The sequence below is a fragment of the Actinoplanes sp. NPDC048791 genome, assembly GCF_040650095.1.
Classification (GTDB): domain Bacteria; phylum Actinomycetota; class Actinomycetes; order Mycobacteriales; family Micromonosporaceae; genus Actinoplanes.
In genome coordinates this window covers 1-13,551 of record NZ_JBEZGQ010000122.1, presented here as the reverse complement: position 1 = coordinate 13,551, position 13,551 = coordinate 1, and the positions used below count along the sequence as shown (strand labels likewise).

At 71.2% G+C, this 13,551-nt stretch carries 16 protein-coding genes and 2 pseudogenes; 14 read left to right on the top strand and 4 right to left on the bottom strand.

Annotated features, from left to right (window positions below):
• The 13 genes and pseudogenes from ssd to AB0C29_RS12260 form a co-directional block, all read left to right on the top strand.
• Positions 1 to 967 (top strand): septum site-determining protein Ssd (ssd, locus tag AB0C29_RS12320; protein ID WP_360819058.1); only part of this gene is annotated, 967 nt, incomplete at its 5' end.
• Positions 964 to 1,587, top strand: a pseudogene (locus tag AB0C29_RS12315) (ATPase, T2SS/T4P/T4SS family); the annotation flags it as partial. The gene ssd and the pseudogene AB0C29_RS12315, both read left to right, overlap by 4 nt.
• Positions 1,588 to 1,615: 28 nt before the next feature.
• Entirely contained in the window at positions 1,616 to 3,010 is a 1,395-nt protein-coding gene (locus tag AB0C29_RS12310) for a recombinase family protein (protein WP_360819055.1), read from the top strand.
• Between the two features lie 349 nt (positions 3,011 to 3,359).
• Positions 3,360 to 3,587, top strand: coding sequence for a helix-turn-helix transcriptional regulator (locus tag AB0C29_RS12305; RefSeq protein ID WP_360819052.1), 228 nt, complete (start codon positions 3,360 to 3,362; stop codon positions 3,585 to 3,587).
• Positions 3,577 to 3,723: a hypothetical protein gene (locus tag AB0C29_RS12300; RefSeq protein WP_360819049.1), complete on the top strand. Its 147-nt coding sequence runs from the start codon at positions 3,577 to 3,579 to the stop codon at positions 3,721 to 3,723. The genes AB0C29_RS12305 and AB0C29_RS12300 overlap by 11 nt, the downstream gene beginning before the upstream one ends.
• Positions 3,720 to 3,998, top strand: a complete 279-nt coding sequence (locus tag AB0C29_RS12295; protein ID WP_360819046.1) for a hypothetical protein — start codon at positions 3,720 to 3,722, stop codon at positions 3,996 to 3,998. The genes AB0C29_RS12300 and AB0C29_RS12295 overlap by 4 nt, the downstream gene beginning before the upstream one ends.
• Positions 3,995 to 5,161 (top strand): AAA family ATPase, encoded by a 1,167-nt coding sequence (locus AB0C29_RS12290; protein WP_360819043.1) that lies wholly within the window; start codon positions 3,995 to 3,997, stop codon positions 5,159 to 5,161. The genes AB0C29_RS12295 and AB0C29_RS12290 overlap by 4 nt, the downstream gene beginning before the upstream one ends.
• Before the next feature lie 175 nt (positions 5,162 to 5,336).
• Complete coding sequence (locus tag AB0C29_RS12285; protein ID WP_360819041.1) at positions 5,337 to 5,669, top strand: hypothetical protein; 333 nt, start codon at positions 5,337 to 5,339, stop codon at positions 5,667 to 5,669.
• Positions 5,670 to 5,673: 4 nt separating this feature from the next.
• The gene (locus tag AB0C29_RS12280) at positions 5,674 to 5,901 is read left to right on the top strand and encodes a hypothetical protein (protein WP_360819038.1); all 228 of its coding nucleotides are present in this window, start codon (positions 5,674 to 5,676) and stop codon (positions 5,899 to 5,901) included.
• Between the two features lie 17 nt (positions 5,902 to 5,918).
• Entirely contained in the window at positions 5,919 to 6,482 is a 564-nt protein-coding gene (locus AB0C29_RS12275; protein ID WP_360819033.1) for a hypothetical protein, read from the top strand.
• A 284-nt stretch (positions 6,483 to 6,766) separates the two neighbouring features.
• Positions 6,767 to 7,138: a hypothetical protein gene (locus tag AB0C29_RS12270; RefSeq protein ID WP_360819031.1), complete on the top strand. Its 372-nt coding sequence runs from the start codon at positions 6,767 to 6,769 to the stop codon at positions 7,136 to 7,138.
• Positions 7,135 to 7,398 (top strand): hypothetical protein, encoded by a 264-nt coding sequence (locus AB0C29_RS12265; protein WP_360819028.1) that lies wholly within the window; start codon positions 7,135 to 7,137, stop codon positions 7,396 to 7,398. Before AB0C29_RS12270 ends, AB0C29_RS12265 begins: the two co-directional genes overlap by 4 nt.
• Positions 7,398 to 10,592 (top strand): phage tail tape measure protein, encoded by a 3,195-nt coding sequence (locus tag AB0C29_RS12260; protein ID WP_360819025.1) that lies wholly within the window; start codon positions 7,398 to 7,400, stop codon positions 10,590 to 10,592. Before AB0C29_RS12265 ends, AB0C29_RS12260 begins: the two co-directional genes overlap by 1 nt.
• Before the next feature lie 846 nt (positions 10,593 to 11,438).
• Here AB0C29_RS12260 and AB0C29_RS12255 read toward each other — a convergent pair.
• The 4 genes from AB0C29_RS12255 to AB0C29_RS12240 form a co-directional block, all read right to left on the bottom strand.
• On the bottom strand, positions 11,439 to 11,855 hold the full coding sequence (locus tag AB0C29_RS12255) for a hypothetical protein (protein WP_360819022.1): 417 nt from the start codon (positions 11,853 to 11,855) through the stop codon (positions 11,439 to 11,441).
• Between the two features lie 210 nt (positions 11,856 to 12,065).
• Positions 12,066 to 12,263: a hypothetical protein gene (locus tag AB0C29_RS12250; RefSeq protein ID WP_360819019.1), complete on the bottom strand. Its 198-nt coding sequence runs from the start codon at positions 12,261 to 12,263 to the stop codon at positions 12,066 to 12,068.
• Positions 12,260 to 12,595, bottom strand: coding sequence for a hypothetical protein (locus tag AB0C29_RS12245; RefSeq protein ID WP_360819017.1), 336 nt, complete (start codon positions 12,593 to 12,595; stop codon positions 12,260 to 12,262). Before AB0C29_RS12245 ends, AB0C29_RS12250 begins: the two co-directional genes overlap by 4 nt.
• On the bottom strand, positions 12,592 to 12,774 hold the full coding sequence (locus AB0C29_RS12240) for a hypothetical protein (protein WP_360819014.1): 183 nt from the start codon (positions 12,772 to 12,774) through the stop codon (positions 12,592 to 12,594). Before AB0C29_RS12240 ends, AB0C29_RS12245 begins: the two co-directional genes overlap by 4 nt.
• An 84-nt stretch (positions 12,775 to 12,858) precedes the next feature.
• On the opposite strand from AB0C29_RS12240, the pseudogene AB0C29_RS12235 reads away from it, so the two are divergent.
• Positions 12,859 to 13,455: pseudogene (locus tag AB0C29_RS12235) on the top strand (ATPase, T2SS/T4P/T4SS family); the annotation flags it as partial.
• Between the last annotated feature and the right edge of the window lie 96 nt (positions 13,456 to 13,551).

The following is a 13,551-nucleotide window of genomic DNA, read 5'->3' as shown; positions in this document are numbered from 1 at the left end:
GGTGGCGGCCCGTCCCCGCTTCGCGGCCGCCCCGCTGGTGGTGATCGGGGCCGACCAGGCCGCGGCCTGCCTGCGAGCCCGGCTCCCGCGCCGCCCCCGCATGGTCATCGTCGGCCACACCCCGGCGATCGAGGCGGCGTGGGAGGTCGCCGGGGACCTCGGCGCCGAGCACGTGGCCGCACTGCCCACGGCCGAGCCGTGGCTCGTCGACCGCTTCGCCGAACGCATCGAGCCGGCCCCACCGGGCCGGGTGCTCGCCGTGATCGGCGGCCGGGGCGGCGCGGGAGCGAGCATCCTCGCGGGCGCCCTGGCGGTGACCGCGACCAGCAGCGGCCACCGCACGCTGCTGGTCGACGCCGACCCGGTGGGCGGTGGCCTCGACCTGGTCCTGGGCTGGGAGGGGATGGACGGCCTGCGCTGGCCGGCCCTGGCCGCCACGGGCGGCCGGGTGAACCCGCCGGCGCTGCTCAAGGCCCTGCCGCACCGCGGTGACCTGGTGCTGCTGTCGTTCGCCCGCGACGAGGTGCTGCCGGTGCCGGCCGAAGCGATGGCGGCGACCCTGGACGCGGCCCGCCGCGGCCGCGACGTGATCATCGCGGACCTGCCCCGCCGGCTCGACGACGCGGCGACGCTGGCCCTGGCGGCGGCCGATCAGACGATCATGATCGTGCCGGCCGAGCTGCGGGCGACCGCGGCGGCCTCCCGGATCGCGGCGATGGTCAAGATGCACTGCGACAACCTCGCGGTCGTGGTCCGCGGCCCGGCGCCCGGAAAACTGAAAGCGCGCGAGGTGGCGCGGTCGATCGGGCTGCCGCTGGCCGGATCGCTGCGCCCGGAAGCGGCGATCTGCCAGGCGCTGGAGAAGGGGGACGCCCCGGCCGCCGACGGTCGTGGGCCGCTGGCGGAGCTGTGCAAACGGCTGATCCGGCAGCTGGTCCAGGAAGAGCGCGCGGAGGTGGCCGCGTGAGCGTCACCGTCGGCCGGCATGCTGCCGGCAAGTTCTACCCCGAAGTCGCAGAACGGGTACGGCGACAGTTCGCCGCTGACGGCGTGGAGGCGACCCCGGCGGCCGTTGTGTCGGCGGTGCGGGCCGAGCCGGGTGCTGCCGTGCTGGGCGACACCGCGGTGCTGCGACTCGCGGACCGGGTGCATGACCAACTCGTCGGCGCCGGGCCGCTGGCACCGCTGCTGGCCGACCCCACGGTCACTGACGTGCTGGTCAACGGCGTGCAGGTGTGGGTGGACCGGGGTGCGGGGCTGCAGCGCGCGGCCGTCGCGCTGGGGGATGCCGACGACGTACGACGGCTGGCCCAGCGGCTGGCGGCTGCCTGTGGGCGGCGGCTGGACGACGGTCAGCCGTACGCCGACGCGCGGCTCGCGGACGGGACCCGCCTGCACGCTGTGCTCCCGCCGGTGGCGACGAGTGGGCCGTACCTGTCGCTGCGGACGTTCCGGCAACGGCCGTTCAGCCTGGGCGACCTGGTTGAGCACGGCACTGTTCCACCGGCGCTGGCTCCGCTGCTGGCTGCGGTGGTGGCGGCTCGGCTCGCGTACCTGGTCACCGGAGGAACGGGGTCGGGGAAGACTAACCCCATGTCTGTGCTACCGTCCAGCCATGCGATGCGCCATCTACTGCCGAATCTCCGAGGACCGGTCCGGCGAGGCCCTCGGGGTGACGCGCCAGCTCGACGACGCACGCAGATTGGCCACCGACCGCGGATGGACCGTCGTGGCTGAACACGTCGACAACGACCTCAGCGCACTGCGCGGCGGCCGCCGACCCGGCTACGAGGCCCTGCTGCAGCAGGTCGCCGCCGGCCAACTGGACCGCATCGTGGTCTGGCATACCTCGCGCTTGTGGCGCAACCGCAGAGAGCGTGCCGAGGGCATCGAGCACCTCAAGGCCGCCCACGTCTCCGTCACCTCGGTCAAGGGCCCCGAGCTGGACCTCTCCAGCGCCAGCGGCCGGATGATGGCCGGCATCCTCGGCGAGTTCGACACCGCCGAGTCCGAGCTCAAGGGCGAGCGCGTCTCCGCAGCCGCCCGCCAGCGCGCCGAGCAGGGACGCAACCACGGATCCCGCCGCGCGTTCGGCTACACCAAGAACGGCATGGAGATCATTCCGGAGGAGGCGGACGCACTACGACACGCGGCGCGCCAGCTGCTGGCCGGGGTGCCGCTCGGATCCATCACACGCGAGATGAACGAGAAGGGCCTGCTGACGGTCCGCGGACACGCCTGGTCCCCCGGCACCCTCAAGGACTCGCTGCGGCTTCCGCGCCATGCCGGACTCGCCGTGTGGCGCGGGGACGTGGTCGGCCGCGGGCAGTGGCCACCGATCTTCACCGAGGACATGCACCACGCGCTGGTCGCCCTGCTCAACGACCCCACCCGCCGGACCTCCACCGGCAACCGGGCCGCCTACCTGCTGTCCGGCATCGCCCGCTGCGGCGTCTGCGGCAGCCCCATCACCGCCCACGGCAGCAAGCGGTCGACGCCCGGAGGGAAGCCCCGCGGCATGTACCGGTGCCGCCCTCCGGTCGGCCAGGCCGGCTACTGCGTCGGCCGCCGCCGCGACTGGATCGACAAGTACGTGACCGATGTGATCATCGAGAGGTTGAGCCGCCCCGACGCCCGCGACCTGCTGGTCGACGACGCCCGGCCCGACACCGAAGCGCTCCGCGACGAGGCCGGCGCCCTGCGAGTCCGGCTCGACGCCCTGGCCGACGCTTTCGCCGTCGGAGACATCGACCGCGGCCAGCTGCAATCAGGCACCCAGCGCATCCGGGCCCGCCTCACGGAGATCGACGGGCTCCTCGCGCACACCTCGCGGGCCCCGATCCTCGTCGACCTGGTCGAGGCCGAGGACGTGCGCTCCGTCTGGGAGACCATCGGCCTCGACCGGCAGCGAGCCGTCGTACAGACCCTCATCGACGTCGTCATCCTGCCCGGCGGCGGCGGCCACCGAGAGTTCGACCCGACCAAGGTGCAGATCACCTGGAAGGCCTGACAACCACATAAGGCGGGCCGCCGCGGTGCGCGAACACCAGCGGCGGCCCTTGATCACTCACCCTCCACAGAAGGGCAAGAGACCCGTGCGAGAGCTTAGTGGCTCGTGCGTCGATCGAGTGTCGGCGCACCAGCAACATCCCACACGTAGTAGCGTGTGGGCCTCAACTGAACACGAGCTGCGAGCCCCTAGGGGATCCGCGACGGCGCGATGCCAGGCGGAACCGGTAAGGGCAGCCAGGGTGTGGCGCGATGCCCCCCGGCAGGAAGCGCGACGCGACCGAGCAGGACGACACCTCACGACGAGGCCGTCCTATGCCCGTCGTTCGCGTACCCCAGGGAGAATCCCCGTGGCTCGAACGTTCTCCAGCCAGCGGCTGCGCGACGCGCGCCTCGCCCGCGGCCTGAAGCCCGAAGCGCTCGCCCTGCGGATCGATCGCAGCGTCTGGAGCATCCACCAGTACGAACGCGGCACCGTGACCCCGCCGGCGCCCATCCTCGGCGTGCTCGCCGACCAGCTCGACTGCACCGTCGACGACTTCTTCGCCCTCGAGGCGGTGACCACCGATGCAGCCTGACGCGTACCGCGAGCACATCCGCCGCGTAGTCGACGAAGCCCCGCCGCTCAGCGAAGCCCAACGGGCCAAGCTGGCCCAGCTGCTCCGACCCACGCCGTCCCGGCCGCCGGCCCCCGTCTCCCAGGAGGCGGCATGACCCAGACAGCAGAACGCCGCCCCGCTGCGAACGGGACGGCGACAAATCTGGCCGACGAGACCACACAGCAGCGTAACCCCGAGCAGCCCGCACTGCCTACCGTCCGGGCGCTGCTGTTCCCCGCCACCGGGCGGCGCACTCTCGACACTGCGGTGGTCACACGCTGTCCCTGGTGCTGCCGGACGCATCTGCACCGCGGGGCCGACCTCAACGGAGCGGTCCGCGAGTCCGGCTGCCGCCCGGCCCGGGACTACGTGCTGGCGGTCCGGCGATGACCACGGCGGAGGAATGCACCGCCGAGTCACCGTGCCGCGAGGCCAACTGCCCGTTCTGCGACCCGGTCGGCCACCTCGAACGCGGCAAGCAAAAGCACATGTTCCACGGACCGGGCGGCTACTGCCTGGTCTGCCACCTTCCCCGCAACAACGCTCGGCACGACCAGGAAGGAGAGGAAGACGCGGACAGCGAGGACGGACCAGAGCCGCTGTTCGCTGACATCGCGGCCATCCTCGCCGACGGCATCCCGCCGCCACCAGAGCCGGTCCTGCTGCGCCGCGACGACGGTCACGCGCTCTTCTACGCGGGCAAGGTCAACGTGCTGTTCGGCGACCCGGAGTGCGGCAAGACCTGGATCGCCCTGGCCGCCATCGTCGAGGCGCTGAAGGACGGACGCCGCGCGGTGTTCGTCGACCTGGACCACAACGGCGTCGGCGAGGTCATCAGCCGCCTGCTCGCGCTCGGCGCCACCCCGAAGCAGCTGGGCAACCAGGACGTGTTCCGGTACGCCGAACCGTACGACGAGGAACAGCTGATCGCCGTCGTTCAGGCCCTGCGGGCGTGGAAGCCGGCAGCTGCGGTCGTCGACTCCCTCGGCGAGCTATTGCCGTTGCTCGGCATGTCCAGCAATAGCCCCGACGACTACACCTCCGCGCACCGACGCACCCTCACGCCGATCGCCCGGGTCGGCGCCGCCGTCATCGTCATCGACCACCTGCCGAAGGACGACGGCGCCCGGGACAAGGGCCAGACCGGCACGCTGGCCAAGCGCCGGGCCGTCAACGGCGTCACGCTGCGCGTGACCGTCGCCGAGACCTTCGCACCGGGCCACGGCGGCGCGGCGTCTATGACCGTCGCCAAGGACCGGCCCGGCGGCGTCCGGGCGCACTGCCCCATCGTCGGCAAGAACCAGCCGGCCGGCCGGTTCGTGATGACCGCCAGCCCCGACGGGACGATCGACTGGCGGGTCACCGAGCCTCGCGTCGAGGCCACTGCAAGAGGCTCGGACGCCGACGTCGCCGAGCTGGATTCGCTTGACCCACCACCCGCCTCGCAGCGAGACGTCCAGAAGCGCCTCCAATGGGGAGCACCTCGCGCCATGAAGGCGCTCCAGATGTGGCGTGACCTGCAAGAACAAGGGATCACGGGGCCAGGAAGATGACCCAAACCCGGCCTAGTGCTTCCGCTTCCCGGGGTAACTCCCCCCCCGGGGAAGCGAAGCACTCAAGGCGCTTCCGGGAAGCGGTGGGAAGCGCTTCGGAAGCACCTTCCAGCACCACCTCGGGGTTGGTCTGTCTTCCTCGCCGAGCTTTTGACCTTGAAGTTGGAGGCCCCGCATGACCACCGGGTGCGCCGTCTGCCCCACCACCACCGACACCGCCGAGGGCTGGACGTCCTGGCTCCTGCTCGAAGACATCCGCTGGCGGTCCGCGTTCACCCACACCGGCGAGGAACCACCCACCCCGGCCGGCGTCTACCACCTCTGCCCGACCTGCACGGCCTGGCTCCCGCGGGCCCGCACCGCCCCGGTACCCGCCGCAGCGACCGCCGGACTCGACCAGGTGGAGCTGCACCCGACCACCAAGCACCGGCTCCGCGCCGAACTGGTCGGCCGGATCCGCCACCTCGGCCGCCAGCTGCGCCCCATCCCCACCACCCGAGAGGACTGACCCGATGGACTACCGCCAGGTCCGAGACGCCATCGCCGCCGAGCGAGCCAAGCTCCCCACCGTCGACTACAACGGCCGGCCCATCACCGCACCCGCGGAGCCAGCCGCCCAGAGTGCCCCTGCCTCGCCGCCGGACGTACCGCCGAGCATGCGGAACCTCGCCCAGATCTCCGATATCCGCCGTAGGCACCAGCGCCGCCAGGAACCCCCGCGCACCCCCGACGCCGCCTGATCCACGAGGAGACCACCATGACCGCCACCACACACACCACGTCCGACATTGCACGCCGCGCCCGCGAGCTCGACCAGACTGCGCAGGCCGCCCGCAGCAACGTCGCACTCCAGCAAATCGCAGCCGAGCAGATGGCCGCCGAAGCCCGAGCAGCCGCCGAGGCAGTCCTCGCCGGCGAGGCAGCGGCCCGTGCCGAGGCCTCGCGCGCCTACACCAGCGAGATGCTCCGGCTCAGCGGCGAAGTCCAGGCCGCCCGGGCCGCAGCCGTCCAGGCCGTGCACGACTCCGGTGACGTGCTCACCGCGTGGCTCGCTTACCGCTCCATCCGCGCCGTCAACTCCGGACGCTGGGAAGCACTGAAGGCCGAGTACCTGCGTGTCGTCGGCAGCACCCCACCGCCCGGCAACTGGGGTCCGCGCGTGGCCCCCGGTCGGATCGGTGAGGCGGACGCCGGCGTGTACGAGGACTTCGCCAGCTTCCTCAGCACAGCGTGCGATGAGCACGAGCGGACCACGCAGTACGCCAGCTTCGCCGAGACCAGCAACGAGCTGGCGAACGCGGCACGCGAGGCGGCCGAGTAGCCATGGCCATCACCCGGGCGTCAACCTCACCCGCACCTGCTGAGGTACCAGGCAGGTCGTGGGACTGGATGGCCGCGAGCGCAACCCTTCGCGTGCAGACCGGCCAGCGCCCGCATCAGGTCGGCGGTGGCCGAGCGCGGCGCCGCCGACCTGATGCACCCTCACTCACCGTGTCCAAGGGGAGGGGGGATGCCCCCTTGCCACCCGGGCCGGCGGACCGCTGGGGAGGGCTTCCGCTGGTGCGGCCCTCCGAAACAAGCCGACCTATCCACGGAGAGTGACTGATGGCTGAGGATCTGAACCCTCCCGCACAGCTGCGGGCGCCGGGTCGACGCCTGTGGGATTCGATCACCGGCGTCTACGACCTGGACGAGCACGAGCTGGCGCTGCTGCGCGAGATCGTTCGCACCGTCGACCTGTGCGACGACCTCGAGGAGCGCGTGCGCCGCGACGGCTCGGTCATCGAGTCCCCGCAGGGCCTGAAGGCGCACCCGGCCGCGGTCGAGGCGCGGCAGCAGCGCATCGCCCTGGCCCGTCTGATGGCTGCTCTGCGGATGCCGGCCGGTGACGAGGGCGACCAGGCCGAGGGCCGGCGGCCGCAGCGACGCACAGGCGTCCGGGGCGTCTACGGCATCCGCGGCGGGAGGGCGTCGTGAAGCGCCGGGAGAAGCCACGCGACGTCGTGGACCGGCCGGAGGCGCCGCTGTGGATCCGGCAGCTGAACTTCGCTATGCACCACTTCAGGAAGCCGGGTGAGCCGGCCGTGCTTGGCGGCCCGTGGGTCCAGCGGTGGCGGCGTGCCCAGGACGACTGGTGCCGCGAGAAGGGCTGTTACCGCGTCGGTAAGCCCTGCGCCGAGATCTACCGCAACGTCCGTAGCGAGCGGCCCTGCGAGGCCGGAGAGATGAGGAACTGATGGCACGAACCGTATCGGTCAAGCTCATGGCGGACGCCGCCGACTTCAACCGCAAGATCCGCGGTGCCAGCACAGACGTGAAGAGCCTCGCCAAGGAACTCAACCAGGCGAACCGGGCGGGGAACCTCGACGCTCTCGGCGACCGGGCGGCTTCCCTGGGTGTTGGGCTCGTCGGTGCCGCCGGCGCCGCGATCAAGATGCGCGCCGATTTCGACAAGGCGATGTCCGGGGTCAGGGCGGCCACGCACGCGGGCTCTGAGGACATGGACCGGCTGCGCAGGGCGGCCCTGCAGGCGGGCAAGGACACGTCCTTCTCCGCGACCGAGGCGGCGCAGGGTGTCGAGGAGCTGGCCAAGGCGGGGGTGTCTACCTCGGCGATCCTGGGCGGCGGCCTGAAGGGTGCGCTCGACCTGGCGGCGGCGGGGGGCCTCGACGTCGGCCAGGCCGCCGAGACGGCAGCGTCGGCCCTGACGCAGTTCAAGCTTCAGGGCAAGGATGTGCCCCATGTCGCCGACCTGCTGGCTGCTGCGGCTGGCAAGGCGCAGGGTTCGGTTGGCGACATGGGTCAGGCGCTCAACCAGGCCGGGCTGATCGCGGCCGGCACGGGCCTCACCATCGAGGACACGACCGGCACTCTGGCGGCGTTCGCCTCGGCCGGCCTGATCGGATCGGACGCCGGTACGTCGTTCAAGACGATGCTCCAGGCCCTGCAGGCGCCCAGCGGCAAGACCCTCGACCTGATGAACGAGCTGGGGATCTCGGCCTACGACGCGTCCGGGCAGTTCATCGGCATCACCGCCCTGGCCGGGCAGCTGAAGACCCAGCTGGGCAAGCTAACCCCGGAGCTGCGTGCAAACGCCATGGCCCAGATCTTCGGCTCCGACGCCACGCGCGCGGCCAACATCCTGTACGAGCAGGGCGCTGAGGGTATTCAGACCTGGATCGGGAAGACGAATGACGCCGGCTACGCGGCCGAGACCGCCGCGATCAAGACCGACAACCTGGCCGGGGACATCGAGCGGCTGACCGGCTCGGTGCAGACCCTGGCTATCGAGTCCGGCGGCGGCGCGAACTCCGGCCTGCGGGTGCTGGCGAAGTCGGCGAACGGCCTGGTCGACCAGTTCGCGCTGCTGCCCTCCGGGATCGGCGGGACCATCACGGTGCTGGCCGCGCTGGGCGGCGCTGTGGCGCTCGGCGGTGCTGGCTGGGTGAAGATGCGTCGTTCCACCGCCGACGCCCTCGAGGAGCTGCGCAACACGGGCCCCGCCGGTACTCGTGCCGCCGCCGGGTTGCAGACCACCACGAAGTGGGCCGGCCGGGCCGCGGTGGCGTTCGCGGCCACGCAGGCGGCCGCGGCCGGCGTCAACGCGGCGTTCGGTAGCTCGGTGAACCCGCAGACCGAGGCCCTGGCGCAGTCCCTGGCGGATTGGGCCAAGAACGGCGCGATGGCGGGCGAGGCGACCCGGGTGCTGGGTGACGACTTTAAGCACCTCGGCTACGACCTGGGCACGCTCGACAGCGGCTTCTGGACGGGCCTGGGCAACGGGATCTCCGGCACGGTGGAGTCGCTGACCGGTCTGGGGTCGGTCGCCGACGAGAGCCTGCAGCACGCCAGGGAACGGCTGGAGGGCCTCGACGCGGCGCTGACGCAGATGGTGACGGCCGGCAACGGCCAGGATGCGGCGCAGATCTTCGACAAGCTCGCTGCGGAGGCGGATAAGTCCGGCGTCAGCGTCAACGAGCTGAAGAAGGGGCTCCCTGGGTACGCCGCGGCGTTGCAGACGGCCGGCACGCAGAGCATCACCACCGCTAACCAGGTCGCGACCGTGGGGGAGTCGGCTGAGGACGCCGAGAAGCGCGTCCAGGGCCTCAAGGACGCGTTCGATGAGCTGTTCGGCAGCCAGATGTCCGTGGACCGCGCGAACCTGAAGTACGTCGAGGGCATGGGGTCGCTGACCAAGGAGCTGACCACCGGCCGGCGCGAGCTCGGCCTGAACACCGAGGAGGGTCGCAAGAACCGCACCGCGGTGCTGGACCAGATCGACACGATCGACGACCTGCGGCAGTCCCGGATCAAGCACGGCGACACCCTCGAGGAGGCCGGCCGGCTGTACCTGAAGGACATCGCCGGGCTGCGTAAGTCGATGCAGCAGGCGGGCTTCACCAAGAAGCAGATCGACGGGCTGATCGGCTCGTACGAGGACATCCCGAACAAGGTCGACACCAAGGTCAGCGTCACCGGCGACAAGGCCGCGCTGGGCAAGCTCGCCAACCTGAAGGCCTACCAGGACGCCCTCAAGCAGGGTTCCTCGGTCGTCTCGATCCGCAAGCAGCTGTCCAAGGACAACGCCGACTTCCTCAAGTTCGACACCGGTGGCCGCACCCCCAGCGTCGGTATCCACGAGCCGGCCGGTGTCGTCCACGGCCAGGAGTTCGTCCTCGACGCGAAGACCGTCAAGAACGTCGACCGTGAGGCACCGGGCTTCCTCGAGGAGATGCACGCCAGTCACCGCCTGCCCGGCTACGCGGGAGGCGGCCGGGTCGCTTGGCCGTTCCCGACCACCGCCGCGGGCACGAAGATCCCGTCGGCGGCCGACGTGGCCAACGCCGTCACCCCGGCGGCCCCGGCCGGTGGCCGGACCTCGGACTGGATCGTCGCCACGGTCAAGGCCCGCTTCCCCGGCATCGATGTGCTGAGCAAAGATCGACCCGGCGCCCGGACCCTGTCCGGCAACGTCAGCTACCACGCCCGCGGCCGCGCGGTCGACTTCGAGCCGAGCAGGGAACTCGCCGGCTGGTGGGACGCGAACTACCGCTCCCAAACGAAGGAGCTGATCAGCCCCTACCAGCAGTACAACATCCACAACGGGCAGCGGCACCGATACACCGGCGCGGTGTGGCAGCAGCACAACTTCGCCGGCGGCAACGCCCACGATCACATCGCCATGGCCAACGGCGGCGTCATCAGCGAGCCGATTGCCGGAGTCGGCGCCTCCGGCCGGACCTACTCCTTCGGCGAGCGCGGCGTCGAGACCGTCACCCCCGGCTATCTGCCCGCCAATGCCGGCGGCGGCCAAGCGAACGTCACCTACGTCATTCAGATGACCAACAGCGGCGTCATCGGCTCCCAGTACGAGCTCGACAACTGGCTGACGAAGTCGGTCAACCGGCTGCAGCAGCGAGGGCGGAACTGAGGGCGTATCCGGTCACCCTCGGACATAGATCAAAGGCCGCGAGGCGCCCTCTCAGGGGGACGTTTCGCGGCCTAGATCATGTTGCAGCTGGCCTGGTGCCAGAAGTGGTGCCACGGCCGCCACTGACCTGCGGTTTGGCACCACCTGGCACCGGGTCCGTCCCGGTGGGGGAGTGGTGTTGCGGCACCGGCTCCTGTCGCGGGAGCCGCCGCAACATGTTGCGGCAAGGCGACACCGCCGCGACAGCCCTGGGCTGCGATGTTGCGTGTTGCGCCGGGTGCCGCTCCCCGCTCCAAATCGCCGTTCTCGCAGCCCAGCCCGTGGAGCGGCTCATGGAGCGGAACCGCTCCATGCCCGGCCGGCCGCTCCATGAGCCGCTCCACGAACGTCGCGACGATGTCGGCGACCGCGCGTTGATGTGATCATGACCTTCTGCATGTGCGATCACGCCGAGAAGATCGCCGCCAGCGCTCCGCCGCTCACGCAGGCGCAGCGCGACCTCCTGTGGAGGCTCTTCGCGGACGCGCGCAAGAACCCGCCACCGCCAGGACCACCGCCCGGCCCTCCGTGCACCAGTGCACCCGAGGGCCGGCTGGAGTGCACATCAAAGCTTCGCTGTCCGGCCGCGAGATCCGCGAGATCTGCAGGCCGGCCCGTCTCGCGGGCGTCTCGCGGATCCGCGAGAAACGGCTGAGCCGCGAGACGAATCTCGCGGCTCCAACGGCTACACCGGGTGACCCTCCAACAGCTCCATTTGGAGCTGTTGGAGCTGTTGGAGGGCGGATTCCCTTAAGACCCCCAGCCCCCTCGCGGGGGACCTCCAACAGCTCCAACAGCTACACCGGGTTACGCCCGGCCGACGTACGTCCGGTGCTGCGGCACGACGGTCAGCGTGGGTGGCGGTGGCGGGGCGTCCGGGTCGAAGTTCGGGTCGTCCGCCTGGAACCGGTTGCCGCGCTTCGGCGTCGACGTCCACGCGGTCTCCTCTAGCTGCTGGGCGAGGAGGAGGAGCCGCCCGGCCGGCATGTCGAACTCGCGGCCGTCGAGGCTGAGCACGGCGACTTCCAGGCTGGTGCCGTCGGCCTGGTCGCGACGCTCCAGCCAGACGTTGATGTGGGCGCGTCGGCCGGCGCCGTCGACCATGAAGGTCGAGCGCGGATCGCCCGCATGGACACCGTTGTGGTGGGTTGAGCAGAACCGCGGACAGGGCCTGTCCGGTGCTGCCTGGGTGCTTCTGCGGATGGGCAGTGGTGCGACGCTCATGGTCCTGTCCTTCGACGACTCAGAAGGGGGCAAGTGGCGCAGTGTCGGGTGGGTCTGTGACGCACCCGCTGCGGGAGTTCGCGCTGCTCAGGCCGGGCCTGAACTGGGCTCGGCGACGCACCCGAAGATCCAGAGTTGGCGCGCCGGGAGGGGGACAGACTGTCCAGTCAGACAGGGCCTGTCCGGGCGTGGACAGACCCTGTCTGGGCGTCAACCGTCGAGTTCGTCCTGGACCTGCTTGAGGGCCTGGAAGACCAGGCGCACCTCGGCGCCCAGGTCGGCGTCGGACAGCCTGTCGGACAGCGTCAACGCGCGGATGGTGTCCAGGGCCGTCCGGTACTGCTGCGGCTCCTGGACGGTCCGGCCGGCGTTGACGCGCAGAAGCACCGCGTACTCGGCGGCGCTCACTGGACGGCCACCGGACGGGGCAGGCGCGGTGCGGTGCCGAGGGCCACGTGCGCCGCGCGGCGCAGCAGCCGGGACAGCGCCAGCGCTTCCTCCGGCTTCATCGGTCCGCCGGTCGTGCCGTACTTGCCCTTGTCCAGCTCCAGCCGGACGTGCGTCTCACCGCGGACGTCCTCGAGGTCGTCGCGCTCGACGACGACGTGGGCGGTGAACCGGTCGTACATGCCACCGACGGTCGCCTCGACGGACAGGTCATGCGACTCGTGCAGGACCATGCCGTCGTCGATGGAGTGCTCGATGCACCACGACTCGGGGCAGCCGCTTCGGGCGCTCATCGGGTGCCCTCGCGCTCGGCCTGGGCCAGCAGGTCGGCCACGATGGCGGCCTCGCGGTCAGTGGCGCCGTAGCGGGCCGGGTTCTTGGCGCAGTCGCGCGCCCAGACCATCGTGCCGGCCCCGGTGGTGGAGCCGACGTTGCGCTGCGGGCACGCAAACGAGGATGCCGTGATTCTCACGGGTCTTCCCTTCTGTGGAGGGTCGATCGGTGAGGGGGTGTTCGCGCACCTGCCCCACCGAGTAGCACCTTGCAGTACGTCGTGAAGACGACGCTGCTGGGGACGTTGCTGGGGCTCGTACCGCATACCGAGCGGATCGTGCTGGTGGAGGACGCCGCTGAGTTGCGGCCGGTGCATCCGCATGTGGTGGCTTTGCAGGCGCGTACCGCCAATGTCGAGGGTGCCGGGGCAGTGGGGCTCACCGACCTCGTGCGGCAGGCATTGCGGATGCGGCCGGACCGGCTGGTGGTCGGCGAGTGCCGGGGCGCGGAGATCGTCGACTTGTTGGGTGCGCTGAACACGGGGCACGACGGTGGGGCGGGCACGCTGCACGCGAATGCGCCTGGTGACGTACCGGCCCGGCTGGAGGCGCTGGGCATGCTCGGCGGTCTGCCACGGGCGGCGCTGCATGCGCAGGTGCTGGCGGCGCTGCAGGTGGTTTTGCAGGTACGGCGTACCGACCGGGGCCGGGTCCTGGAGTCCGTCGGGGTGCTGCGGGCGGCGGGGGAGCAGCGGCTGGTGACTGTCGTACCGGCCTGGCAGCTGGGGCGCGGCGCGGGGCCGGGCGCCGAGACGCTGGCCCGCCACCTGACCGATCGAGGGGTTGCGGTCCCGCCGATCCTCCAAGGAGCAACGCCGTGAGCGGGGTGGCCGAGGCCCAGCCGGCGCAGGACGAGCCGATCGTCGCCGAGCCGATCGACGCCGAGCCGATCGACGCCGAGGTGGTCGACGCGGAAC

Excerpts from the sequence above, each read along its gene's own strand:
- AB0C29_RS12310 (WP_360819055.1), top strand. The coding sequence starts at position 1,616 with ATGCGATGCGCCATCTACTGCCGAATCTCCGAGGACCGGTCCGGCGAG.
- AB0C29_RS12300 (WP_360819049.1), top strand. The coding sequence starts at position 3,577 with ATGCAGCCTGACGCGTACCGCGAGCACATCCGCCGCGTAGTCGACGAA.
- AB0C29_RS12295 (WP_360819046.1), top strand. The coding sequence starts at position 3,720 with ATGACCCAGACAGCAGAACGCCGCCCCGCTGCGAACGGGACGGCGACA.
- AB0C29_RS12290 (WP_360819043.1), top strand. The coding sequence starts at position 3,995 with ATGACCACGGCGGAGGAATGCACCGCCGAGTCACCGTGCCGCGAGGCC.
- AB0C29_RS12285 (WP_360819041.1), top strand. The coding sequence starts at position 5,337 with ATGACCACCGGGTGCGCCGTCTGCCCCACCACCACCGACACCGCCGAG.
- AB0C29_RS12280 (WP_360819038.1), top strand. The coding sequence starts at position 5,674 with ATGGACTACCGCCAGGTCCGAGACGCCATCGCCGCCGAGCGAGCCAAG.
- AB0C29_RS12275 (WP_360819033.1), top strand. The coding sequence starts at position 5,919 with ATGACCGCCACCACACACACCACGTCCGACATTGCACGCCGCGCCCGC.
- AB0C29_RS12270 (WP_360819031.1), top strand. The coding sequence starts at position 6,767 with ATGGCTGAGGATCTGAACCCTCCCGCACAGCTGCGGGCGCCGGGTCGA.
- AB0C29_RS12260 (WP_360819025.1), top strand. The coding sequence starts at position 7,398 with ATGGCACGAACCGTATCGGTCAAGCTCATGGCGGACGCCGCCGACTTC.
- AB0C29_RS12255 (WP_360819022.1), bottom strand. The coding sequence starts at position 11,855 with ATGAGCGTCGCACCACTGCCCATCCGCAGAAGCACCCAGGCAGCACCG.
- AB0C29_RS12245 (WP_360819017.1), bottom strand. The coding sequence starts at position 12,595 with ATGAGCGCCCGAAGCGGCTGCCCCGAGTCGTGGTGCATCGAGCACTCC.